A 21,110-nucleotide genomic window follows, 5' to 3' on the forward strand; every position below is an offset into this window, starting at 1 on the left:
CCCGTGATCGTTTCCTGATCGGTTCGTCAGGTCGGGTCAGGTGACGGTCAGCCGGGCCGGTGCAGGGTCTCGCCATGATCACCCTCACCCGGGATGTCGTCCCGGTGTCTGTCGCCACCCCCGTACGCCGTACCGGCGGGGTGCTCGCCTGGTCCTTCGCGGCGGCGCTGGCCGTGACGTACGCGCTGCTGTCGGTGCTCGACCACGAGCGGCTCCGTACCACCGGATTCGATCTGGGGATCTTCGAACAGGCGGTCCGCTCGTACGCCGAGGGCGGTCCCGGGCTGGTACCGCTCAAGGGACCGGGCTTCCCGCAGCTCGGCGACCATTTCTCGCCCGTGCTGGTGGTGCTGGCGCCGCTGTACCGGGTCTTTCCCTCACCGCTGACGCTGCTGGTGGTCCAGGCACTGTCGCTGGCGGTCGCGGTCGTACCGATCATGTCGCTCGCCCACCGGCGTCTGGGCGGGTTCGCCGCGATGGTCGCGGGAGCCGGGTACGGCCTGTCCTGGGGAATCGCGTCGACGGTCGGCTTCGACTTCCACGAGGTGTGCTTCGCGGTGCCACTGCTGGCGTTCAGCCTTACCGCGGTCGCGGACCGGCGCCCGCGGGCAGCCGCCCTGTGGGCGATGCCCTTGCTGCTGGTCAAGGAGGACCTGGGGTTGACCGTGGCGGTCATCGGGCTGCTCGTCGCGGCCGGCGGGTCCCGCCGTCTGGGCGGCGGACTCGCGGCCGGCGGGATCCTGGGCACGGCTCTGGCGATGGGTGTCGTCGTTCCGGCCCTCAACCCGGACGACGGCTACGCCTACACGGCGACGGTCGGTTCCGGGCTGCCGGACGCGGTGTCCGGAGTCAAGCTGCTGACCGTGCTCGCCCTGCTGGCGCCGACCGCCGGTCTCGCCCTCCGATCGCCACTGGCGTGGGCCGCCGTGCCGACGCTGCTCTGGCGCTTCGCCTCCGGCAATCAGAACTACTGGGGCACCGGCTACCACTACAGCGCCGTCCTCATGCCCGTCATGATGCTGGCGTTTGTCGACGGGATGACTCGCTGGCGGATCGCTGGCGGGCGCGTCCGCTCCCGGCTGGCTTCCGCCGCGTTGCCGGCGAGCCTCGCCGTCACCCTGATCCTGCTCCCCCACTACCCGTTGGCGCGGCTCGCCTCGGCACAGCTCTGGCACCGGGATCCTCGCGACGCCGCCGCGCACCGGGTCCTCGACCTCGTTCCGGACGGCGCCACGGTGGCCGCCGCCAACCGGCTGGCCCCGCAGCTGACCAGCCGGGCGACGGTCACGCTGTTCGGCTTCGACTACCCCGACCCGGCTCCGGAGTTCATCGTCGTCGACACCCGGACCGTGGACTTCCCCCTCCAGCCCGGCAGCCAGCGCCGCAGGATCGACACCGCGCTGGGCAGCGGTTACCTACGCGTGGCCAACGACGACGGATTCCTGCTGCTGAGGCGCCCCTGAGAGGCCGGCGGGACCCGCCGCTCGATGACCGGCGACCGGCCACCGACTCGTGGTGGGTGCGGACCGCGTACCGAAAAGCGCGAAGCGCACAAGCGACCCGCAAGCGAGAAACCAACCGCACCGACCGACCCGAGGGCGAAGCCCGGGTGTCGAACCCGGAAGCGGGCAGACTCACCGCAACCATCGCACCGTGGGGTTTCCGGGGGCTCGGCCCCCGGAGCGGACAAGACAAGGGGCCCCGGTCCGCGCGTTCCGCGGACACAGAGCCCCTGCCACTTGTGGGCGATACTGGGATCGAACCAGTGACCTCTTCCGTGTCAAGGAAGCGCGCTCCCGCTGCGCCAATCGCCCGCGAACTGTGCCGTTTCCACGGCAAAGCGAGGTGGAGACGGGATTTGAACCCGTGTACACGGCTTTGCAGGCCGTTGCCTCGCCTCTCGGCCACTCCACCGAGCAGACCGGTGCCCAGTGGAACCGGCAACAGCCTCTCCGAGCGGAAGACGGGATTCGAACCCGCGACCCTCACCTTGGCAAGGTGATGCGCTACCACTGCGCCACTTCCGCGTTCGCCGCCCGGTTTCCCCGGCGACGGATGAAACATTAGCCGAGCCCCCGGCCGGATGCCAAAGCGGGTCCCGCATCTCGCGATCCGCGACACCCGGGCATCCGGACAAATCACCAAAAGAGCAGGTCAGAGGCATCAGCCACGAGCCGGCCGCTCGGATCCGGACGGGTGATCCGTGGTCCGGCTCAGATCAACACCGGTTTCCGGTACGCCCGGAGCACGGTCCCGCCCCGCGCCTCAGTGCGCGTCACCCAGCAGGCGGCGTACCTCGGCGACCAGCTCCGCCTGGAACGCCGCCACGCTGCCGTCCACCACGCCGATCCGGTAGTCCGAACCGGTCTCCGGGTCGTCGGCGAGCTGCGTGTCACGTTTCCCGGCCGAGCCGTCGGCGTGGCCGGCGGTGTACGCCAGGAATGCTTCTTCCATCATCGGGGTCTCCTCGAACACGCGCGACAATCTCGCATGACTACGGATGGCGGGGGGCCATCCGTTCGATCGGTCCGCACCGGTGAGACGTCCGTCCGAATCCGGCCGCGGGTCCGGCGGCAACGAGGCGCCCGGCCGGAACCCGCCGCCGTTCAGTTGATCGAGGCCGGCGCGGCGATCGAGCCGGCGGCCGGCGGGACGGGACCACGGCGGACACGATCAGCCGCAGACGCGCGGGACGAGACGACGGCGGACACGATCAGCCGCAGACGGGCGGGACGGGACGACGGCGGGCACGATCAGCCGGAGACGGGCGGGACGGGACGGCGGCGGGCCGGGCGGGGGCCGCGGTTCCACCACAGGGAGAGGCCGGCGCCGGTGACCACCAGCAGGGCGCCGGCCAGGACGAACCAGAAGCTGATCTCGACGTTCTCCCGGTGCAGGCCGATGGCCTTGGGCAGGTCGCCGAGCACGCCGTTGAGCTCGTCGGCGTCCTGGGCCGTGAAGTACCGGCCGCCGGTGAGGTCGGCGACCTGGGTGAGCGCGACTTCGTCGATCTCCTGGACCCGGCCGCGCCCGCCGCCGGGGAAGCCGCCACCGCCGGGGAAGCCGCTGCCGCCGGGGAAGCCGCTGCCGCCCAGGAACGAGTCGCCGCTGACCTGGTCGGCGGTGCACACCATCGGGGACGGTTCGGTGGTGCCGAAGCCGATGGTGAAGATCCGGACCCGGCGGGCCGCCGCCTGCCCGGCCGCGGTGACCGGGTCGACGCCGGTGGTGTTCGAGCCGTCGGTGAGCACCACGATGGTGTCCGGCTGGTAGTCGCCCACCGCGCCCGGCGCGGCCGGACCGGACACGGAGCCGTCCAGGTCGGCGCCGGTCGCGGCGACGTCCGGGTTCCGTTCGGCGATCGCGTCGATGGACGTGAGGATGGCCTGGCCGATGGCGGTGCCGCGGGCGGTCCTCAGGGTGTCGATCGCGTCGAGCAGCCGGTCCTTGTCGGTGGTCGGGGTGACCAGCAGGCCGGCGATGCCGGAGAAGGCGACCAGCCCGATCTTGGTGCCGTCGCCCTGTGACCTGACGAACCGGCGGGCCGCGTCGGTCGCCGCGGCCAGCCGGTTGGGCCGCACGTCGGTGCTGCACATCGAGCCGGAGACGTCGATGGCCAGCAGGATCGAGGTGTTGTTGGCCGGCACCGCGACCCGGGCCTGCGGCCGGGCCACGCCGACGGCCAGCGCCAGCAGGCCGGCCAGGAAGAGGTGGACCGGGATCCGGCGCTGCCAGGCGGACCGGCCGGGCAGCGCGGCCCGGATCAGCGCCACGCTGGAGACGGTCACCGCGGTGCGCTTCCGGCGCCGGTTCAGCCACCAGCGGGCGACCGGCAGCAGCGGGACGACCAGCAGGGCCGTCAGCGCCCACGGCCAGTGGAACGACATCACACGATCCTTCCGTGCCAGCGGGAGCCGAGCAGGCCGCCGAGCGCGAGCAGCAGCAGCGCGGCCCCGGCGAACGGCCCGGTCAGCTCCAGCGGCTCCCGCTTCGTGGTCAGGCGCAGATCGATCGACTCGGTGGTGTCGCGGAGCGTGCCCGGGTCGCCGGCCGCGTGGTACGACCCACCGGTGACCTGGGCGATCGCCGTCAGCGTGCGCTCGTCCAGCGCGGTGTTCAGCTGGTAGCCGTCGACCTTCACCGGCGCGCCCCGGGCGGTGCCGACGCCGACCGTCTGGATCCGCACCCCGGCCGCCGCGGCCAGCTCGGCGGCGGCCTGGACGTCCGGTCCGCCGGTGTTCTCCCCGTCGGAGAAGACCACGATGGTGGCCGACGGCCAGTAGCCGAGCGCGCTGGTGTCCGGGACCGAGCCGTTCGCCGGCAGGCTCACCGGTTTGCCGGTGATGGTGCCCAGGCCGACCAGGATGGCCTGGCCGAGCGACGTGCCGCCGCTGGGCCGCACCCGGCCGATGGCGGCCACCGCGGCGGCGTGGTCGCCGGTCGGCGCCTGGGTGAGCAGCGCGGTGTCGCCGAAGACCAGCACCCCGACGTCCACCGAGCCGGGTTGCCGCTCGACGAACCGGGTCGCCGCGGCCTGCGCGGCGGCCAGCCGGGTCGGGGTGACGTCGGTGGCGGCCATGCTGTTCGAGATGTCGAAGGCCAGCAGCACGGTGCCGGCCACCCGCGGCACGGCGACCTCTGCCTGCGGCCGGGCCAGCCCGACCAGGAGGATGGGCAGGGCGGCGAGCAGCAGCGCGTACGGTAGATGGCGCCGCGGGCCCCCGCCGGCCGGCGTGCCGAAACCGGCGGATCGCCAGGCGGCGGAGCGGCGGCGTTGCAGCGCGACGTAACCGGCGATCGCGCCGCCGGTCACCACTACCGCGACGAGCAGGACGACCGGATAGCGGAAGCTCATCGGCGCACCTGCCCGGCGGTGCGCACCATCCGCACCAGGGCGGAGAGCAGGTCCTGGTCGGTGGTGATCCGGTGAGCGGCCACCCCGGCCCGGCGCATGACGGCGGCCAGCTCGGTCTCCCGGGCGTCGACCTCCCCGGCCAGCCGGCCGCGCAGCAGCGGGTCGCTGGTGTCGACGAGCAGTTGCTCGCCGGTCTCGGCATCCTCGACCAGGATCAGCCCGAGGTCGGGCAGGTCGAGTTCGGCCGGGTCGACGATCCGGACGACCACCACCTCGTGCCGGTGGGTGAGCCTGCCGAGCGGGCGGTCCCAGCCCGGGTCGCCGATGAAGTCGGAGATCAGGAAGAGCAGGCTGCGCCGGCTGGCTGTGGTCTTCGCCGCCAGGTTGAGCATGGCGGTTAGATCGGTACCGGCGGCCGGCGTTCCGGACCTCTTCGGCTTCGCCGCCGGGGAGGGCTTGAGCAGCTCGTGGGCGATGCGCAGGATCTGGTCGCGGCCGGTGCGCGGCGGGATCACCCGCTGCGCGGCGTTGTCGAAGAGGATGGCGCCCACCCGGTTGCCGCCCTGTGAGACGAGCCGCGCGAGGCTGACCGCCAGCTCGGTGGCGACCGAGTCCTTCCCCTCGTGGGCGCCGAACCGCATCGAGGCCGACCTGTCCACCACCAGCCAGGCGGTGAACTCGCGGTCCTCGGTGTACTGCCTGACGAACGGCTCGTCCAGCCGGGCGGTGACGTTCCAGTCGATGTGCCTGACGTCGTCCTCGGCGGTGTAGGTGCGCAGGTCGGTGAAGTCGACCCCGGCACCGTGCCAGATCGTGCGGTAGGCGCCCTGCAGCCGCCCGTCGAGCCGGCGGCCGAGCCGCCACTCCAGGCGCCGCAGCAGCCGCTCGGGAGGGCTGCCCATGGGTCAGCGGCCCCGGCCGGTGGGCTCCGGGAACGGCAGGTTCGCCAGGATCTTGGCGAGGATCAGGTCGGCGGTGACGTCGTCGGAGAGCGCCTCGTAGGACAGCACCATCCGGTGCCGCATCACGTCCAGGGCCAGGTCGGAGAGATCCTCGGGGATCACGTACTCCCGGCCGCGGAGGTAGGCCAGGGCGCGGGCGGCGAGCACCAGGCTGATCGAGGAGCGCGGGCTGGCGCCGAACGTGACGTAGCGGGCCAGGTCGCCGAGCCCGACCCGGGCCGGGTCGCGGGAGGCGTTGGCGAGCTGCACCGCGTACTCGATCAGGGACGGGTCGACGTACACCTGATCGGTGGCCTGCTGGAGGCCGACCAGGGTGGCCGGGTCGATGATCCGCTGGATCACGGCGGCCGGGGCGAGCGCCCGCTCGACCACCACGAACTCCTCGGTGGGGCTCGGGTAGCCGATCACCACCTTCACCATGAACCGGTCGACCTGGGCCTCCGGCAGCGGATAGACGCCCTCGTTCTCGATCGGGTTCTGGGTGGCCATCACCAGGAACGGGTCGGGCAGCTGGTGGGTCTCGCGGCCGATGGTGACCTGCCGCTCCTGCATCGTCTCCAGCAGCGCGCTCTGCACCTTGGCCGGCGCCCGGTTGATCTCGTCGGCCAGCAGCAGGTTGGTGAAGACCGGGCCGAGCTGCACCTGGAACTCGCCGGTCGGCTGGTGGTAGATCCGGGTGCCGACGATGTCGGCCGGGACCAGGTCGGGGGTGAACTGGACCCGGTGGAAGTCCCCGCCGATCGCGGTGGCCAGGGACTTCACGGCCAGCGTCTTGGCCAGGCCGGGCACGCCCTCGACCAGGATGTGGCCGCGGGCGAGCAGCGCCACGATCAGGCGCTCGAGCAGGAGGTCCTGGCCCACGATGGTCTTCTTGACCTCGTAGAGCACCTTCTCGATCGGTCCGGCGGTGGCCGGCGGGGCGTCGGTCCAGCTCATGAATCCCGTCCCTCGCTTCGTTGTGCCTGTCCTGCCATCACAGCGGCGGCGCCCGGCCGGGGCCGTTGTCACCGCCGCCCAGGGCCGCGCCGATCGGCACGGCGAACCCGATGCCGATGAAGGTGCCGGCGTCGGTCGGGTTGGCCAGCGCCACCACGATGCCGACCACCTGGCCCTGGTCGTTGATCAGCGGGCCGCCGGAGCTGCCCGGGTTGACCGCCGCGTCGAACTGGATCAGCCCGGCGATGCCGCCCCGTGCGCTCCGGGCCAGCTCGCGGTCCAGCCCGGAGACCACGCCGCTGCTGGTGGACGCGGTCAGGCCGAGCGGGTTACCGATCGCCACCACCGTGTCGCCGACCTCCACGCCGCCGCCGAGAACGGCCGGGACCAGCGGGTCCGGCAGTTTCGCCGGGGCCAGGGTGGCGATGTCGAGGGCCTGGTCGCGCGAGGCGACCCGGGCGGACGAGGTGGTGCCGTCGGTGAAGGTCAGCTTGATCGTCTCGGCGCCGTCGACCACGTGGAAGGCGGTCAGCACGGTGCCGTCCTCGTTCGCGATCACGCCGGTGCCGGTGGCCGACTCGGCCGCCTTCCTCGCGTCGTGGCCGGTGGTCTGGATCAGCACCACCGAGGGGAGCAGCGTCTGGTAGACCTCGCCGACCGTGAGCGGGCCCGGTGACGCGGACGGGCTGGGCTTGGCGGCGGCTTGCGACCGGGTGGTGTCACCGCCACGGGTGAACGCCACCCAGGTGATCACCGCGGCCCAGGCGACGACCAGGGCGATCACCGCCCAGCGGCGGCGCGCGGGAGTGTTCAGGCTGCTCAGACGGCTTGGGGTAGGCTCCTCCACGGCCGGTCCCGAGGGTTCGGAACCGTCCGGCCGGAGCACGGTCATCACGGCACGACCGCCACACTCAGCATTTCTTGACGCTACAAGCGATTTCTCGGAAATCTTCATGCGTCACCCAATGGTTTCCGGTACGCAAGATCGGCCATCAACCAGCAAAGCGGGTATATCGCCTCGCCGTGGGTTTGACAGCCGACGCCTACCTCGGGGACAGGGTCCCCATGGTCCGGGCGGTGACGCTGGGGTTCCCCGACGAGCCGAGGAGCCCCGTATGAACAAGCCCGAGGAAGCCACGCTGGCGGTCGGCGCCGTTCCGCCGCGTGATCCGTGGAGTGAGCCGGCGCGGGACGCTTCCGGGCCGCCCGCCGAGATCGTGCCGACCGCTCCGGAGTGGACCCGGACCGGCCCGATCCTGGAGATCGGCGGGGCCGCCGCCGCGCCGCCGGCTCCCCCGGCCGCCGGAGCACCCCAGCGCAAGCGGTCCTGGAGTCCGCGCATGATCCTGATCGCCGCGGTTCTCGGCACGGCGGTCGCCAGCTCCGGCATCACCGCCGGCATCATGGCCGCCACCGGCGGCACCGGCTCGGCGGGCGTCACCCAGCAGCAGGGCGGCCCGGGCGGCGGCGGGATGCCGGGCGGTGGCTTCGGCGGCGGCATGCGCGGGCAGAACGGCCAGCCGGGCGGCACCCTCGATCAGGGCCAGGGCGCTACCCAGGACGGTGCCGCCGGTGCCGACGGCACCACGGGCTCCGCCGGCACCACTGGTTCCACGGGCTCCACCGGCACGTGAGCACTCCCGTGGGGCGCGGCCACGGCGGGCGCGCCCCACGGCGTACCGAAAACCGGTCCGACCGGTGGCACCGGGCGGCGGTCCTGTTCGCTCAGGCGTAGTAGTCGTCGAGCGTCTCGACCGTGGCCGTGCCCGGCAGGGGCTGGTCCCGCGCGCCGCCCGGGTACGGGATGCCCAGCTCCCGGAAGTAAACGGCGGCCAGCAGCTCGGTGTGGTGGTGGAAGATGACCGACGAGCGGGGTGACGCGGGAACCCGCTCCTTGGTGACGTTCTCCACCGCGCGGTTCAGGTATCCCCACAGCCGCAGGTGCTGTCCGGAGTAGAGCTCGCGGGCGCGGGCCCGGTCGATGTCGGTGCCCAGGAACGCCTCCGTCACCCGCTGCCGGACACCCCGCACGTAGGAGACCACCTCGTCCGGCATCGCCGCGAGCAGACCGGAGTGCTCCAGCGAGCGGGCATCCTGGTTGACGGCGGTGACCGCACCGGACCCGTCGATCCGGAACAGGCACACGTCCAGTTCACCGGCCGCCTCCAGGGCGCTCGCGGTGTACCCGGACGTCGAGTAGAACAGGTGGTACGGGCTGTCCGGGCGGGCCCCGCGCAGCTGCTGGACCACCGGGGCGCCGACCGGGGTGCCCTGCATCTTGACCTGGGCGACCGCCTCGGCGGCGACGACGTCGAGCCCGTTGTCCCGGCTGCCCCCGGTGAGCGCCGCGTCCGGGAAACCGAACTCCCGCATGTGCCGGCAGGCGATCATCTCGGCGGCACGCCAGTCGGTCGGCAGGATCGGCTGCTCCGGCAGCGGCCGGGCCGGCGCGTCGGACAGCAGTCGCGGGTCCGGCGGCAGCGGCACGCCGGGACTCTCCGGCAGCCGCATGATGTGCTCCCCCGCACCCGTCGTGAGGATGGCGAACTCCGGTGACTCCAGGCTGTCCAGGAACACCTTGAAGTAGAAGTGGCGCCCGTCGATCGCCTTGAGCGCGTTCGTCCAGCCGGTCACCTCCCAGGGGGCACCCGGATCGCTGGAGTGACCCGCGGAGGACGGCGTACCCGGCAGCACCGCGATGCCACCGGTGCCGCGGTCGACCAGGAACCAGGCCCGGAGGGTACGCACGGCGAGGTCGAGCGGCCGCTCCCGGCGGGACAGGCGGGGCAGCGGCACGAGGGTGCTCTGCGACACCGCGTCGGCGATCAGCTCCACGTGGTCGCCGGGCAGCAGGGCGTTCAGGATGACGGCGCCGACAGCCGGGTGGATCGGCTGCGGCTCCCGGCCGCCGGCGTAGCGGCGCCAGGCCCAGGCCGAGCGGGCGTCCTCATGCAGTGGGTTGGTCATGGTCCTCTGTCCCCCATCGAATGATCTTGAAGTAGATCACTCGAAGTGCACAGTGCACAGTGGGCCCGCGGTTCCCGGCTGTTCGACCGGGCCGAACTGGCCGTGAGGACGACCGCAGGAAACCGAGGAGATCCACTAACCTCGTGCTTTAAACTTAAATAAATAACTGGAGCGCTACCGTGTCACACCCGTTCCCGCCTCCGCACGGCTACACCCCGCACGGCGAACACCCGGCCGGCCAGCCCGCCTATCCGCCGGCGCCCGCCCCCGGCCAGCAGGTGCAGCAGTACCCGCCGCAGTACGGGGCGCCACCGGTGCCCGGGTACCCGCCGCAGCAGTACCCGCCGCAGCCGTACCCGGCTCAGCAATATCCGCCGCAGCAGTACCCGGCGCCGCAGTACCAGCCGTATCCGCCGCAGTACGCCCCGCAGCAGCCGCAGATCGTGATCCAGAACCACACCAGCGCCATGGCGTTCGGCGGCGGTCACGGCCTGCGCAAGCGCAACTCGGTGGGCATACACATCCTGCTGGCCATCTTCACCTACGGCCTGGGAAACATCGTGTACGCCTGGTACGTCTACGACTGGAACCGCAGACGAGGCCTCTGACCGGCGCCGCGAGGCGATCCGAGGCCCCGGGCACCGACGCCTGCGGGCCTCCGGCGTCCCGGCCCCGGGACCGGCCACAGAGTCGTGATGGGTGCGGACCGCGTACCGGAAAGCGCGAAGCGCACGAGCGACCCGCGAGCGAGAAACCAACCGCACCGACCGGCCCGAGGGCGAAGCCCGGGTGTCGAACCCGGAAGCGGGCAGACTCACCGCAACCATCGCACCGTGGGGTTTCCGGGGGCTCGGCCCCCGGAGCGGACAAGACAAGGGGCCCCGGTCCGCGCGTTCCGCGGACACAGAGCCCCTGCCACTTGTGGGCGATACTGGGATCGAACCAGTGACCTCTTCCGTGTCAAGGAAGCGCGCTCCCGCTGCGCCAATCGCCCTGGCTTCGCTTCGTGAGAAGCTTCGCGAGGTGGAGACGGGATTTGAACCCGTGTACACGGCTTTGCAGGCCGTTGCCTCGCCTCTCGGCCACTCCACCGAGTCGGCCCCGCACGGTTACCTGTGAAGGCCTCTCCGAGCGGAAGACGGGATTCGAACCCGCGACCCTCACCTTGGCAAGGTGATGCGCTACCACTGCGCCACTTCCGCGTTGCCGCCCGGTCTCCCCGGCGACGGACAAAACCATATCCGGTCACCTGCGGCTTCGCCAAACCGGGGTCCCCCGGCGTGTCGTGACCAGGGCAAACGCGCCCGGAGAAAGGGAGATGCGGCGGGGACCCGGGTGCGGTGGGATGGGTGGCATGCGGATCCGGCAGATCAGTGGCGACGAGCGGACCACGAAGATGTTCCCGCTCCAGGCCTACGCGTGGCTTCCCTCCCCGGCCACCAGCGACGAGGACGAGGTGAAACACCGGGCGAACGCGCCGTTCTTCGAGACCACCACGATGCTTGTCGCCGAGGCCGACGGGGTGGCGATGGCGTGCGCCGCCGCCCTGCCGATGCGGCAGAACGTGCGTGGGCTGGTGCTCGAGATGGCCGGGATCTCGGCGGTCACCTCGGACCCGGAGGCGCGCCGGCGGGGCGTGGTCCGGCAGCTGATGGAGCGGCTGCTCCGGCAGGCCCGGGAGGAGGGTGCCGCGGTCAGCGCGCTCTACCCGTTCCGGCCCAGCTTCTACGCCAAGTTCGGCTATGTCGGGATTCCCCGGGTGCGGGTGGCCCGGTTCGCCCCGGCCGGGCTCGGTGACCTGCTGCACCACGAGCTGCCCGGCTCGGTGCGGCGGCTGCCCGGCAAGGAGGCGTTCGACGAGTACGACGCACTGGTCCACCGCCTGCTGCCCGAGCGGCACGGGTTCGCCGTCTTCGACGCGGCACGCACCGGGGTGCTCCGGGACGAGCCGGTGTGGATCGCGCTGGCCCGGGTCGGCGACGAGGTGGTCGGCGGCCTGCGCTACCGGATCGAGCAGCACGGCGGGGACCTGAAAGCGTCGAACCTGTTCAGCACCGGCCCGCTCGGCCGGGCGCTGCTGCTGCAGTTCCTGGCCCGGCACGTCGACCAGGTGGCCACCATCGAGCTGCTGGTCGGCGCGGACGAGCTGCCCGAGCTGTGGGGCACCGACCTGGCGATGACGGTGACCGGCACGGTCGCCAACCCGGTGCGGAACGCACCGATGGTCCGGGTGCTGGACGTGCCCGCGCTGGCCGGCAGTGCGGCCGGCAGCGGCTCGGTCACCGTGGAGATCGCCGGCGACGAGCTGATCGGCGGGGTGTGGCAGCTGGGCGCGGACGACGGGCGGCTGACCGTGAAGCCGGGCGGCACCCCGTCGGTGACCCTGACCGCTGCCGGGTTCAGCGCGCTGGCCTACGGGGTGCTGGACGCCACCGAGGTGTTCACCCGCGGCCTGGGCGAGCTGGAGCCCCGGCTGGACGACTTGTTCCCGCGCCTGATGCCCTACATGTTCGCCGACTTTTAAAGAACCGGCAGCTGGAGAACCGGCAGCTAGAGAACCGGCAGCCCCGGCGAGGTGAAGGCCCGGCCGTCCTCGGTCACGACGGCCGACTCGTAACCGTCGGCGACCCGCCCGGCCAGCCAGCTCAGGCCGGGCTCACCCATCGCCAGGGCCGCTGTGGCGTAGGCGTCCGCGACCGCGAGATCCGGACCCACCACGGTGACCGAGCGCAAGCCGGTCGCCGGCTGACCGGTGCGCGGATTCCAGACGTGCGCGCCGCGCTCGTAGACGCCCGAGGTGGCCACCGCCCCCTCCCGGACCCCGAGGACCCAGGCGAGCTTGTCGGCCTTCCACGGATGCCGGACGCCGACCCGCCAGGGGCCGCCGTCCGGCCCGGCGCCGCGCATCCGGACGTCCCCGCCCGCGTTGATGTGGTGCCGGGTGGAGCCGGCCGCGGCCAGCCGCTCCGAAGCCACCTCGACGGACCAGCCCTTCACGTAACCGGACGGGTCGAGCGGCCCACCGGCGTACGCGTCGAAGTAGCCGTCCGTCTCCCGCCACAGGTCGGCGCAGCGGTCCAGGACCAGGCGCAGGTCGGCGGAGCCGGAGGCCGGGGTCAGCTCACCCCGGCGCAGCCGGCTGACCTCGCTGTCCTCCCGGTACGTGCTGAACCGCGCGTCCACCTCGTGGAGCCAGTCGCAGGTCGACGTGATCAGCTCGCGGATCCGTTCCCCGGGGAGGTCGTCGGCGATGTCGATGCTGACGACCGTACCCATGACGTGTTCGACGTGACGCACGGTGCTGGACGTTACGCCCCGGCGGCGTCCAGCGCGGCCTGCAGGGAGGTCACGTACGACTTGCTGGTGAAGGTGGCGCCGGAGACCGTGTCCACGTCGGCGCTCTGCTCCTTCAGGGTCTCCTGGCCGAGCTTGGCCACCGCGTTCGGGTTGATCGTGCCGCTGTAGCCGTTCTTCGGGTACGTCGCGTCGGCACTGGCGATCTTCCCGCCGCTCACCTTGATGGTGACCCGGACCGTGCCGTACGGATTCTGCACGGCCTTGCCCTGGTAGGTGCCGGCCTTGAGTCCGGTCGCCTCCTCGGCCGGCTCGGCCGTCTTCTTCTTCTTTTCGCCCGGCTTCTTCGACGGCGCGGCGGAGGAGGCCGGGGCCGGTTCCTCGGTCACCTCCTGGGCGGCCGGCGCGGCCTCCACCGGGACCGCCGCGGGCTGCACGCTCAGGCGGACCCCGAGGATCAGGGCCGCACCGGTGAGGGTGCCGACGGCAGCTGCGGTACTACGGCGCATGACGAGACTCCAAGAGGATGGGGGTCAGAACTCGAACGGGTCGAGGTGGAGCTGGCTGTCCGGGACCTCGAGCTGCTTCAGCGTGGCGACCGCGGCGTTCACCAGCCCGGGCGGGCCGCACAGGTAGACGTCGCGCCGGTTCACGTCGGGCACCAGGCCGCGCAGCCCGGCCTCGGTGAACAGTCGCCGCGGCCCCGGATCGCTCCGGGAGCCGACGATGTAGCGCACCCAGGCGTCCCGCTGCTCGGCCAGCTCCTCCAGCTCGGCGCGGAAGACCAGCTCGTCCGGCCGGCTGGCCCGGTAGATCACGATGGTGTCCGGCGGCATGTCCTCGAGCAGCGCCCGGATCGGCGCGATCCCGCTGCCACCGGCGATCAGCAGCGCCCGCCGCCGGGTCCGCCGCTGCGCGGTGAACGTGCCGAACGGGCCCTCCGCCCAGACCGGCGTGCCCGGCCGCAGCTCGCCCAGCTTGGCGGTGTGCCGGCCGGCCACCGTCACGGTCAGCCGCAGCCACTGCCGGTTCGGCGCGGCGGAGAGCGAGAACGGGTGCGACTGCCACCAGCCGTTGGCGTTCAGGAACCGCCAGCGCATGAACTGCCCGGCTTGGGCGGGCAGCTTGTCCAGGCGCTGCGCGGCGATGTAGATGGAGAACGTGTTGGCGCCCTCGGCGACCACCTCGGCCACGTGGAACCGGTGCCGGGCGTTCAGCCAGACCGGCTCGACGATCCGGCCCCAGACCAGCGCGGCCAGCACGAGCGCGCCCAGGCCGGGCCAGAAGTAGGAGGCGAACCGGCCGCTCAGGTCCGCGCCGGTGGCGACCTGGTGGCCGTAGCCGAGCAGCAGGACCAGGTAGCCGGTGAGGTGGATCAGGTGCCAGAGCTCGTACGGCAGGTGGGTGCGCAGCCAGCGGATCGAGGTGAACGAGAGCAGCACCAGCAGGCCGGTCGCCACCGTCGCGCTGATCATCTCGGGAAACGTGGTGATCACGCTCCACGCCTGGTCGACGACGGTGGTCTGGGCCAGCAAGGCGTACCCGTAGACGATGGTGACGATGTGCGCGAGCACCGCGACCAGCAGCGAGGTGCCCAGCCAGCGGTGCCAGCGGAGCAGGTCACGCGAGCCGACCCACTCCTCCAGCCAGGAGACCCGGCTCATCATCAGCAGCTGGATGAAGAGCAGGTAGCCGCCGACCAGGCCGCTGACCCGGCCGGCGGCCATCATCGTCGTGGCGGTGTCGCTCACCGCGCCGGCCTGGGTGTCGAAGAGCCAGAGCGCGACGCTGGTGGCCAGGCCGGAGAAGAACAGCAGCACGGTGAAGAGGCGATTGCCCGAGGTGGCCTCGGCCGGCGGCCGGTCGTCCTCCGGCATCGGGAAGCCGGTGCCGGCCTTCCAGCCGGTCGGCGAGGTGTTCGACTCGACCACGATGGCGTCGCGCCGGTAGGGGTCGGCCGGCACCGACTGCGGGCTGGGCTCCGCGGCGGGCCAGTCCGGCAGCGCGTCCCAGGACGGCGTCGGGGCGGCGTGCGACGGCCCGTTCCAGGCCGGACGGGGCTGGGCGCTGGACGGCGAGTCCCAGTCGCCGCGGGAGTCACGCAGGTCCGCGAAGTAGCCGTCGTCGTCAGGCAACTCACGCTGGTCCTGGAAGGCCGGTATGGCCATCGTCCTCACCCCAGTCGTCCCACGGCGCCCGCCTTTCGGAGCCGTCAGGAATGCGTACGCACACGGCCTCCGGATGGCTCAACCGCCGACCGGAAATTTCCGGATCCCGGGACGGGATAGGTTCTCCGGGTGCGTCTCGAGAACCCCCCGGTGGTCACCGTCGTCGGGCTCGGCGCCGGTGGATTCGCCGAGCTTTCCGGTACGGCCCGGGCGCTGCTCACCGACGCGGAGGTGATCTTCGGCGCCCGCCGGCAGCTGGACCTGCTGCCCAGCGTGGTGGCCGGCGCCCGGCGCCCCTGGCCGTCCCCGATGCTGCCGGCGCTCCCCGGCCTGCTCGAGGCCGAGCGCGACCGCCGGGTCTGCGTGCTGGCCAGCGGCGATCCGATGTTCCACGGGATCGGCGCGACGCTGTCCCGGGTGCTCGGCCCGGACCGGCTGCGCGTGCTGCCGCATCCGTCCTCGGTCTCGCTGGCCGCCGCCCGGCTGGGCTGGGACCTGGCCCGTACCGACGTGGTGAGCCTGGTCACCGCCCCGGTCCCGGCGCTCGGCCGGGTGCTGAACCCGGGCCGCCGCCTGCTGGTCCTCTCCTCGGGCGCGGACACCCCGGCCGCCGTCGCCGGCTACCTGACCGCCCGTGGCTATCCGGGAGCCCGGCTCACCGTCCTGGAGCAGCTGGGCGGGCCGGCCGAGCGCCTGCTGATCGGCACGGCCGGCGACTGGGCGATGCCGCCCGGCGACCCGCTCAACGTGATCGCCGTGGAGTGCGGTGCCGGTCCGCCGGTCGCCCTGGTCCCGGGGCTGCCCGACGGCGCGTACGAGTCGGACGGCCAGCTCACCAAGCGCGAGGTGCGGGCGGTCACGCTGGCCGCGCTGGCGCCCACCCCGGGCGGGCTGCTCTGGGACGTCGGCGCCGGCTCCGGCAGCATCGGCATCGAGTGGCTGCGCGCCCACCCGGACTGCCGCGCGGTCGCCGTCGAGCCGGACGCCGGCCGGGTCGCCACGATCACCGCGAACGCCGCCGCGCTCGGCGTGCCCGGCCTGCGGGTGGTGCACGGCCGCGCCCCGGACGCCCTGGACGGCCTGCCGGATCCGGACACGATCTTCATCGGCGGTGGCCTGACCCGCGACGGCGTGCTGGACCGCTGCCTCGCCGCGCTCCGGCCGGGCGGCCGCCTGGTGGCCAACGCGGTGACGGTGGAGTCGGAGGCGGTGCTGGCCGCCGGGTACGCGAGACTGGGCGGGGAGCTGACCCGCCTGACGGTGCAGCGCGGCTCGCCGGTGGGTGGTTTCACCGGCTGGCGATCCTTCATGCCGGTGACGATCTGGGCGGTAACCCGATGACCGTACATTTCATCGGCGCCGGTCCCGGCGCCGCCGACCTCATCACGCTGCGCGGGCACCGGTTGCTCGGCGAGGCGCCGGTCTGCCTGTACGCCGGCAGCCTGGTCCCGGCCGAGCTGCTCGCCGCGTGCCCGCCGGGCGCCCGCCTGGTGGACACCGCGAACCTCACCCTCGACGAGATCATCGGCGAGATGGTCGCGGCCACCGGGCGGGGCGAGGACGTGGCCCGGCTGCACTCCGGCGACCCGTCGGTGTTCAGCGCGGTCGCCGAGCAGATGCGCCGGCTCGACGCGGCCGGGGTGCCCTACGACGTGACGCCCGGCGTACCGGCGTTCGCCGCGGCGGCCGCCACGCTGGGCCGCGAGTTCACCGTGCCCGAGGTGGCCCAGACGGTGATCCTGACCCGGACCGCGGAGCGGGCCACCGCGATGCCGCCCGGCGAGGACCTGGCCACGCTCGGCCGGAGCCGGGCCACCATGGTACTGCACCTGGCCGTGCAGCGGATCGACGCGGTGGTCGCCGAGCTGGTCGGCAACTACGGGGCGGACTGCCCGGTCGCGGTGGTGGCCCGGGCCAGCCGGCCGGACGAGCTGATCGTCCGGGGCACCCTCGCCGACATCGCCGGGCGGGTCCGGGCCGCCGGGATCAAGCGCACCGCGGTGATCGTGGTGGGCGCCGCGCTGACCGCCGGCCAGTTCCCGGACAGCCACCTGTACTCCGCGGACCGCTGCCGGTCGTGAGAGTGCTGATCCTCGGTGGCACCACCGAGGCCCGTGAGCTGGCCGGGATGCTGGCCGGGGAACACCGGGTGATCACCTCGCTGGCCGGGCGGACCAGCGCGCCGCGGCTGCCCGCCGGTGACGTGCGGGTGGGCGGGTTCGGCGGGGTGGACGGGCTGGCCGGGTACCTCACCGAGCAGCGGATCGAGGTGCTGGTCGACGCGACGCACCCGTTCGCGGCCACGATGAGCGAGCACGCGGTGGCGGCCGGGGCGGCCGCCGGCGTACCGGTAATGATCTTGCAGAGGCCGGCCTGGACCGCGTCGCCGGGCGATGTGTGGCATCGCGTCGCGTCGCTCGCCGAGGCGGCCACCGTGCTGCCCGGGATCGGCCGGCGGGTCTTCCTGACCACCGGGCGGCAGGGCATCGGGGCGTTCGCCGCACTGGACGAGTGCTGGTTCCTGGCCCGCTCGGTGGAGCCACCCGCGCCACCGGTGCCGCGGCGGCTGGCGGTGCTGCTCGACCGGGGGCCGTTCACCGTGGCCGGCGAACGGGAGCTGCTCGACCGGCACCGGATCGACGTGCTGGTCACCAAGGACAGCGGCGGCTCGGACGCGAAACTCGTGGCGGCGCGGGAGCGGGGCGTACCGGTGGTGCTGGTGGATCGGCCGGCCGTGCCGGCGGCGGCGACGGTGACCGGCGCGGCCGCCGCCGCCGAGTGGATCAGACGGCGATCGCCGCGGTGACGCCGTACCGGACCACCCGGTTCTTGCCGGCCGCCTTGGCGGTGTACATCGCCAGGTCGGCGTGCCGGAGCAGGTCGGTGACCGAGAGGCCCGGCTCGGCGAACGCGACGCCGACGCTGGCGCCGACCCGCACCGTGCCGGCCGCCAGTCCGACCGGCGCGCCCAGGGCGGCGCACAGCCGGCGGGCCCGGCCGTACACCTCGTCCTCGTCCGCGAAACCGGTCAGCAGCAGCGCGAACTCGTCACCGCCGAAGCGGCCCGCGACGCCCTGACCGGCGCCCGCGGCGGCGATCCGCCCGGCCACCGCGACCAGCAGTTCGTCGCCGGCCGCGTGCCCGTACTCGTCGTTGACCCGCTTGAAGCCGTCCAGGTCGATGGCGAGCACCGCCACCCGTTCCCCGGCCGTCACCGCGGTGCCGGCCGCGCGCAGGAACTTGGCCCGGTTCGGCAGGCCGGTCAGGTGGTCGTGGTGCGCCCGATGGTCCAGCTCGACCCGGGCCCGGTACGCCTCGTCGGCGAGCATCACCTGGTAGGACAGGCTGCGGAAGGCGTCCACCACCTCCTCCGGCACCGCCCGGCGGCCGCCCACCACCATCAGCAGCGGTGCGGTCGAGGGGTCCGCGCCGAGCGGGTCGACGCACCAGTCCCGGAAGCCGGGGGCCAGCACGGACAGCTCGGCCGGGTCCGGCGCCGGGCCGCTCAGGCGGTGTCCGGCCAGCTCGGCGGCGGTGCCCGCGGCGAACGAGATGGTCAGGCCCTCGGCGTCCCGGGAGACGATCAGCAGCGCCACTCCCGGGTGCAACCGGACCAGCTCCTCGGCGGTCCCCTCGCCGATCCGGCGGATCCGGGCGTCGTCGGCGACGGCGAGCAGTTCCCGGCCGGCCCGGGCCAGCGTCGCGTCGCGCACCCCGGCCCGCTCCTGGCGCATCAGGCCCAGGTAGAACGCCCGGGTCAGGACGCCCATCAGGATGATCTGCGGCAGCACGCCCAACACCGACGCGGAGTGCCAGGCGATCGCCTGGGAGACCACGTCCGGCGTGATCGCCACCCCGATCGGGACGGCCGCCACGGCGGCGAACATCCTGGGGAACCAGCGCGGCGTCGTGTCGTAGAGCGAGCAGACGATCATGGTGACCATGGCGAGCCCGGTACCGCCGAGCGGATCCCGCAGCCCGGCGGCCCCGATCGCCACCACCGCCGGGATCACCGGCAACGACCACCACGAGGTCCGGCCGCGCCGGTAGATCAGCACGATCAGGACGACCAGGGTGACCAGCGCGGCCGCCGAGAGCCGCTCGAAGGCCGCCGAGCGGAGCGTGTTCCCGAGCTGGCCGAACTGGATGAGGATGGCCAGGGCGCCCAGACCGGTCGCGACGAGCCGGGTCCGGTCCAGGCTCCGGACCGGCAACGACAACCACTCTCTGCGCACGGCGTGACGATCGGCCGCGGCCCGGCCGACATGAGCGATCCGGACGCTGCGGAAACCCGACAGTTCACAACAGCCACATCGGTGCGACGCTCCAAGTATGTCGTCGGCCCGTGCGCTGCCCGCCGAGCTGGCCGCCGTGCGCGCGCTGATCGCCGAGGGGCTGGCCGAGATCACCCGGGCGGCCGATGATCCGGAGCAGTGCTGGATCCGGTCGGCGATCGAGCGGCTGGCCGCCGCGGACGTGACGCTCGCCGGGGTGCTCGCGCGGCGCTTCCGGACCGCCGCCTCGCCACCCGGCACCGCACCCCGGGTGGTCGCCCGGCCCGCGTTCGTCGCCTCGTTCCCGCTGGCCGCGTCGGTCGTGACGGCGTCGGTGACGGCCGCCGGCGCGGCAGTGGCCCGGGCGGCCGGCGCCGGGCCGGGCGGTGTCCTGACGGTGTGCGGGGCACTGCTGCTCCTGGCGCTGCACGTCGCCGGGTCGTGGCCGCGGCGCGAGGTGCCGCCGGTGCCGCCACCGGCACCGGACACGCCCGGGCCCGGGCTGGTCGCGGTGCCGGCTTCGCTGGAGCGCGCCCGGGTGCGACTGGTCTCGGCAGCGCTGCACCGGGCCGGGCCGGCGAACTGGCCGGTTCCCGCCCTGCGGCGCGCCGTGGCCGCGGATCCGGTGCTGGGCCGGTTGGCGCACGCCGACCTGCTGCTCTGCCAGGCCGTCGACTGCCTGGACCGCTACCTGGACGGCCTGGAGAAGGACCGACCATGACCGCTCCCGAGCCGATCGGCGGGCTGGACCTGGAGGAGGCGCGATGAGCCGGGACGACCCGTTCGCGGGTGGGGTCGCGCCACGGCTGCGACGCCTCGACCGGGAGCTGGCCGAGACGGTCACCGACGCGCAGTGCCGGGACTGGGTGGCCGATCGCCCCGACCGGGTGGGGTTCGCGCGGCTGGGGCGGGCCCGTCACGAGATCCGTACCGCGGCGGGCCGCTACCGGGTCGCGCCGCCGATCACCGACGGGCCGACGGCACTCGCCGCGCTCGCCGCCGGCGTGTTCGTGGTGCTGCCGCTGCTGTACCTGCTGCCCGGCCCGACCCGGCCGCTGCCGCTGGCCGGGATCGCGGTGGCCGGGCTCTGGGCGACGCTGGCGCTGCGTACGCTGCTGCGCCGCCGGCGGATCCGCGCGGCCCGCGGCGCGCCGGACGGTCCGGCGCCGATCGACGACCCCTACCTGTACGCCCGGCAGCGCCGTGGCATCGAAGCGTGTGCCCTTGCCGCCCGGGCCGACCGCTCCTACCGCCGGCGCGCCGCCGCGACAGATCTCGAGTACGCCCTCGACTGGCTGGCCGCCGCGCAGGACGAACTCCCCCGCCTCCGCTGAACCGGCACCCGCCTCGCCCGGCTCCGTGCCGCGTACCGGTGTAGGGGCCGGCGGTCACCTGACATCCCGAAGCGCGGGGAACGCGCGACGCCCCCCGATGGCCACCCGGGTGGATGTTTCCACCCGCCTCGCGCGGCGTACGCGAGGGCGCGAGCGGACCGCCGCGCGCCCTCGCGGTTCAGGAGCCGCCCCGGGGCCGGTTCGGCCGGCGACCCGACCGCCGCGTCACGCTCGGCGGCTCACCGCGTCGACGCGGCCTCGTCCCTCGCCACCTCGCGGGCCGTCCGACTCCGCCGCGCGAGACGATATCGGAGAAACTC

Annotated in this window: 20 protein-coding genes and 6 tRNA genes; 9 read left to right on the plus strand and 17 right to left on the minus strand. The window is 73.4% G+C overall.

Annotated elements, in window-relative coordinates:
* Positions 1 to 74 precede the first annotated feature (74 nt).
* Positions 75 to 1,463, plus strand: coding sequence for a DUF2079 domain-containing protein (locus Actob_RS36325; protein ID WP_284916481.1), 1,389 nt, complete (start codon positions 75 to 77; stop codon positions 1,461 to 1,463).
* A gap of 279 nt (positions 1,464 to 1,742) precedes the next feature.
* Here Actob_RS36325 and Actob_RS36330 read toward each other — a convergent pair.
* The 9 genes from Actob_RS36330 to Actob_RS36370 form a co-directional block, all read right to left on the minus strand.
* A tRNA-Val gene (locus tag Actob_RS36330) sits at positions 1,743 to 1,814 on the minus strand.
* A 29-nt stretch (positions 1,815 to 1,843) separates the two neighbouring features.
* Positions 1,844 to 1,914, minus strand: a tRNA-Cys gene (locus Actob_RS36335).
* 41 nt (positions 1,915 to 1,955) lie between these two features.
* Positions 1,956 to 2,027, minus strand: a tRNA-Gly gene (locus Actob_RS36340).
* A 238-nt stretch (positions 2,028 to 2,265) separates the two neighbouring features.
* A complete protein-coding gene (locus tag Actob_RS36345) occupies positions 2,266 to 2,457 on the minus strand; it encodes a hypothetical protein (RefSeq protein WP_284916482.1) in 192 nt (63 codons plus the stop codon).
* A 296-nt stretch (positions 2,458 to 2,753) separates the two neighbouring features.
* Positions 2,754 to 3,887: a VWA domain-containing protein gene (locus Actob_RS36350; protein WP_284916483.1), complete on the minus strand. Its 1,134-nt coding sequence runs from the start codon at positions 3,885 to 3,887 to the stop codon at positions 2,754 to 2,756.
* Positions 3,887 to 4,855, minus strand: coding sequence for a VWA domain-containing protein (locus Actob_RS36355; protein WP_284916484.1), 969 nt, complete (start codon positions 4,853 to 4,855; stop codon positions 3,887 to 3,889). The genes Actob_RS36350 and Actob_RS36355 overlap by 1 nt, the downstream gene beginning before the upstream one ends.
* Positions 4,852 to 5,757, minus strand: coding sequence for a DUF58 domain-containing protein (locus tag Actob_RS36360; RefSeq protein WP_284916486.1), 906 nt, complete (start codon positions 5,755 to 5,757; stop codon positions 4,852 to 4,854). Before Actob_RS36360 ends, Actob_RS36355 begins: the two co-directional genes overlap by 4 nt.
* 3 nt (positions 5,758 to 5,760) lie before the next feature.
* The gene (locus Actob_RS36365) at positions 5,761 to 6,753 is read right to left on the minus strand and encodes an AAA family ATPase (RefSeq protein ID WP_284916487.1); all 993 of its coding nucleotides are present in this window, start codon (positions 6,751 to 6,753) and stop codon (positions 5,761 to 5,763) included.
* Positions 6,754 to 6,790: 37 nt separating this feature from the next.
* Positions 6,791 to 7,600, minus strand: coding sequence for a S1C family serine protease (locus Actob_RS36370; RefSeq protein WP_284916488.1), 810 nt, complete (start codon positions 7,598 to 7,600; stop codon positions 6,791 to 6,793).
* A 268-nt stretch (positions 7,601 to 7,868) separates the two neighbouring features.
* On the opposite strand from Actob_RS36370, the gene Actob_RS36375 reads away from it, so the two are divergent.
* Positions 7,869 to 8,387: a hypothetical protein gene (locus tag Actob_RS36375; RefSeq protein ID WP_284916489.1), complete on the plus strand. Its 519-nt coding sequence runs from the start codon at positions 7,869 to 7,871 to the stop codon at positions 8,385 to 8,387.
* Between the two features lie 91 nt (positions 8,388 to 8,478).
* Here Actob_RS36375 and Actob_RS36380 read toward each other — a convergent pair whose 3' ends face one another.
* The gene (locus Actob_RS36380) at positions 8,479 to 9,720 is read right to left on the minus strand and encodes a restriction endonuclease (protein WP_284916490.1); all 1,242 of its coding nucleotides are present in this window, start codon (positions 9,718 to 9,720) and stop codon (positions 8,479 to 8,481) included.
* 179 nt (positions 9,721 to 9,899) lie between these two features.
* On the opposite strand from Actob_RS36380, the gene Actob_RS36385 reads away from it, so the two are divergent.
* On the plus strand, positions 9,900 to 10,328 hold the full coding sequence (locus Actob_RS36385) for a hypothetical protein (protein ID WP_284916491.1): 429 nt from the start codon (positions 9,900 to 9,902) through the stop codon (positions 10,326 to 10,328).
* Between the two features lie 314 nt (positions 10,329 to 10,642).
* On the opposite strand, the gene Actob_RS36390 is transcribed toward Actob_RS36385, so the two are convergent.
* The 3 genes from Actob_RS36390 to Actob_RS36400 form a co-directional block, all read right to left on the minus strand.
* A tRNA-Val gene (locus Actob_RS36390) sits at positions 10,643 to 10,714 on the minus strand.
* A 27-nt stretch (positions 10,715 to 10,741) separates the two neighbouring features.
* Positions 10,742 to 10,812 (minus strand) — tRNA-Cys (locus Actob_RS36395).
* 38 nt (positions 10,813 to 10,850) lie between these two features.
* Positions 10,851 to 10,922: transfer RNA gene (locus tag Actob_RS36400), tRNA-Gly, on the minus strand.
* A 152-nt stretch (positions 10,923 to 11,074) separates the two neighbouring features.
* Here Actob_RS36400 and Actob_RS36405 point away from each other — a divergent pair.
* A complete protein-coding gene (locus tag Actob_RS36405; protein ID WP_284916492.1) occupies positions 11,075 to 12,244 on the plus strand; it encodes a GNAT family N-acetyltransferase in 1,170 nt (389 codons plus the stop codon).
* Positions 12,245 to 12,270: 26 nt separating this feature from the next.
* Here the strand turns inward: Actob_RS36405 and Actob_RS36410 are convergent, their stop codons facing one another.
* The 3 genes from Actob_RS36410 to Actob_RS36420 are packed head-to-tail and all read right to left on the minus strand — an operon-like array spanning position 12,271 to position 15,182.
* The gene (locus tag Actob_RS36410) at positions 12,271 to 12,996 is read right to left on the minus strand and encodes an FAD:protein FMN transferase (RefSeq protein ID WP_284922449.1); all 726 of its coding nucleotides are present in this window, start codon (positions 12,994 to 12,996) and stop codon (positions 12,271 to 12,273) included.
* Positions 12,997 to 13,028: 32 nt separating this feature from the next.
* Positions 13,029 to 13,523, minus strand: coding sequence for an FMN-binding protein (locus Actob_RS36415; protein ID WP_284916493.1), 495 nt, complete (start codon positions 13,521 to 13,523; stop codon positions 13,029 to 13,031).
* 24 nt (positions 13,524 to 13,547) lie between these two features.
* Positions 13,548 to 15,182 (minus strand): ferredoxin reductase family protein, encoded by a 1,635-nt coding sequence (locus tag Actob_RS36420; protein ID WP_284916494.1) that lies wholly within the window; start codon positions 15,180 to 15,182, stop codon positions 13,548 to 13,550.
* A gap of 129 nt (positions 15,183 to 15,311) precedes the next feature.
* Here Actob_RS36420 and cbiE point away from each other — a divergent pair, with 129 nt between their 5' ends.
* The 3 genes from cbiE to Actob_RS36435 are packed head-to-tail and all read left to right on the plus strand — an operon-like array spanning position 15,312 to position 17,988.
* The gene (cbiE, locus tag Actob_RS36425; protein WP_284916495.1) at positions 15,312 to 16,523 is read left to right on the plus strand and encodes a precorrin-6y C5,15-methyltransferase (decarboxylating) subunit CbiE; all 1,212 of its coding nucleotides are present in this window, start codon (positions 15,312 to 15,314) and stop codon (positions 16,521 to 16,523) included.
* Positions 16,520 to 17,263, plus strand: coding sequence for a precorrin-4 C(11)-methyltransferase (cobM, locus tag Actob_RS36430; protein ID WP_284916496.1), 744 nt, complete (start codon positions 16,520 to 16,522; stop codon positions 17,261 to 17,263). The genes cbiE and cobM overlap by 4 nt, the downstream gene beginning before the upstream one ends.
* Positions 17,260 to 17,988: a cobalt-precorrin-6A reductase gene (locus Actob_RS36435; RefSeq protein WP_284916497.1), complete on the plus strand. Its 729-nt coding sequence runs from the start codon at positions 17,260 to 17,262 to the stop codon at positions 17,986 to 17,988. Before cobM ends, Actob_RS36435 begins: the two co-directional genes overlap by 4 nt.
* Here the strand turns inward: Actob_RS36435 and Actob_RS36440 are convergent.
* The gene (locus Actob_RS36440; protein WP_284916498.1) at positions 17,966 to 19,417 is read right to left on the minus strand and encodes a GGDEF domain-containing protein; all 1,452 of its coding nucleotides are present in this window, start codon (positions 19,415 to 19,417) and stop codon (positions 17,966 to 17,968) included. The two genes, Actob_RS36435 and Actob_RS36440, sit on opposite strands and share 23 nt — an antisense overlap.
* 97 nt (positions 19,418 to 19,514) lie before the next feature.
* Between Actob_RS36440 and Actob_RS36445 the strand changes: the two genes are divergently transcribed.
* Entirely contained in the window at positions 19,515 to 20,177 is a 663-nt protein-coding gene (locus Actob_RS36445; RefSeq protein WP_284916499.1) for a hypothetical protein, read from the plus strand.
* 43 nt (positions 20,178 to 20,220) lie between these two features.
* The gene (locus Actob_RS36450; RefSeq protein WP_284916500.1) at positions 20,221 to 20,790 is read left to right on the plus strand and encodes a hypothetical protein; all 570 of its coding nucleotides are present in this window, start codon (positions 20,221 to 20,223) and stop codon (positions 20,788 to 20,790) included.
* Positions 20,791 to 21,110: the final 320 nt, after the last annotated feature.

This window comes from Actinoplanes oblitus, assembly GCF_030252345.1.
Classification (GTDB): domain Bacteria; phylum Actinomycetota; class Actinomycetes; order Mycobacteriales; family Micromonosporaceae; genus Actinoplanes; species Actinoplanes oblitus.

What these genes read in the sequence shown, in the direction of transcription:
- Actob_RS36345 (WP_284916482.1), bottom strand. Translation starts at nt 2,457, where the DNA reads ATGATGGAAGAAGCATTCCTGGCGTACACCGCCGGCCACGCCGACGGC.
- cobM (WP_284916496.1), top strand. Translation starts at nt 16,520, where the DNA reads ATGACCGTACATTTCATCGGCGCCGGTCCCGGCGCCGCCGACCTCATC.
- Actob_RS36350 (WP_284916483.1), bottom strand. Translation starts at nt 3,887, where the DNA reads ATGTCGTTCCACTGGCCGTGGGCGCTGACGGCCCTGCTGGTCGTCCCG.
- Actob_RS36365 (WP_284916487.1), bottom strand. Translation starts at nt 6,753, where the DNA reads ATGAGCTGGACCGACGCCCCGCCGGCCACCGCCGGACCGATCGAGAAG.
- Actob_RS36410 (WP_284922449.1), bottom strand. Translation starts at nt 12,996, where the DNA reads ATGGGTACGGTCGTCAGCATCGACATCGCCGACGACCTCCCCGGGGAA.
- Actob_RS36405 (WP_284916492.1), top strand. Translation starts at nt 11,075, where the DNA reads ATGCGGATCCGGCAGATCAGTGGCGACGAGCGGACCACGAAGATGTTC.
- Actob_RS36325 (WP_284916481.1), top strand. Translation starts at nt 75, where the DNA reads ATGATCACCCTCACCCGGGATGTCGTCCCGGTGTCTGTCGCCACCCCC.
- Actob_RS36355 (WP_284916484.1), bottom strand. Translation starts at nt 4,855, where the DNA reads ATGAGCTTCCGCTATCCGGTCGTCCTGCTCGTCGCGGTAGTGGTGACC.
- Actob_RS36375 (WP_284916489.1), top strand. Translation starts at nt 7,869, where the DNA reads ATGAACAAGCCCGAGGAAGCCACGCTGGCGGTCGGCGCCGTTCCGCCG.
- Actob_RS36415 (WP_284916493.1), bottom strand. Translation starts at nt 13,523, where the DNA reads ATGCGCCGTAGTACCGCAGCTGCCGTCGGCACCCTCACCGGTGCGGCC.
- Actob_RS36420 (WP_284916494.1), bottom strand. Translation starts at nt 15,182, where the DNA reads ATGGCCATACCGGCCTTCCAGGACCAGCGTGAGTTGCCTGACGACGAC.
- Actob_RS36445 (WP_284916499.1), top strand. Translation starts at nt 19,515, where the DNA reads ATGTCGTCGGCCCGTGCGCTGCCCGCCGAGCTGGCCGCCGTGCGCGCG.
- Actob_RS36360 (WP_284916486.1), bottom strand. Translation starts at nt 5,757, where the DNA reads ATGGGCAGCCCTCCCGAGCGGCTGCTGCGGCGCCTGGAGTGGCGGCTC.
- Actob_RS36450 (WP_284916500.1), top strand. Translation starts at nt 20,221, where the DNA reads ATGAGCCGGGACGACCCGTTCGCGGGTGGGGTCGCGCCACGGCTGCGA.
- Actob_RS36380 (WP_284916490.1), bottom strand. Translation starts at nt 9,720, where the DNA reads ATGACCAACCCACTGCATGAGGACGCCCGCTCGGCCTGGGCCTGGCGC.